The sequence below is a fragment of the Carboxydocella sp. ULO1 genome (assembly GCF_002049255.1).
Classification (GTDB): Bacteria; Bacillota.
The window spans coordinates 1-621 of the sequence record NZ_BDLQ01000136.1; the positions used below are offsets into that span (position 1 = coordinate 1).

The following is a 621-nucleotide window of genomic DNA, read 5'->3' on the forward strand; positions in this document are numbered from 1 at the left end:
CGCCGGCAAAGAGGATTGAAGTGCATCCAGTTCATCAGAAATTAGTAGTGCGGGATATGAAAACAGGGCAATTTGTTAACAAGCGCTGAGGCGTAAGCCAAGGCGCTTTTCTTATGTCTGTGAAAGGAGGTGAACTGGGAAAATGCCAGAAAAGTTTACGATTACCGATACCGTGAGCAATAAAGCATGGGAGGAAGTAGACAAATCTCGTATATGGCAGATTCTTAAGCAAGGGCTGGAAGAAGGCGCTGAGGGAATAACATCGGCAATACGAGAGGTTTACGCTGTAGTTAAAGCTGAGATAAACAAAAACTTAACCCAGGCTGATTGCTGGGGGCCTCACCACGAAATCAGAGATGATGGCTCAATCGTGCTTAACCGGGCAGGTTTAATTGCAGCAGCAGCTGCCCTGGCCGGAGCAAGGAGTGAACCTAACCTTACACCGCAGAAGCGCCAGGCGGCAAGGCACCTTTTAAGACACTATCGTGAACTGGAGTTAGAACCGCCGGAGTCGCTTAAAGAAGCTGTCGGAGAAATCTGCGCAGTGCAGGCCATTATCTCCGGCGAGATGCAAGTTAACGACGTGCCGCTTGCGCCATGGGTGGACCTGGAGGCCTTAAA

1 protein-coding gene is annotated in these 621 nt (G+C 49.9%); it reads left to right on the forward strand.

The window, feature by feature from the left end; translation table 11 throughout:
- Positions 1–142: 142 nt before the first annotated feature.
- A partial coding sequence (locus ULO1_RS14020; RefSeq protein WP_200806977.1) for a hypothetical protein occupies positions 143–621 on the forward strand: 479 nt, incomplete at its 3' end.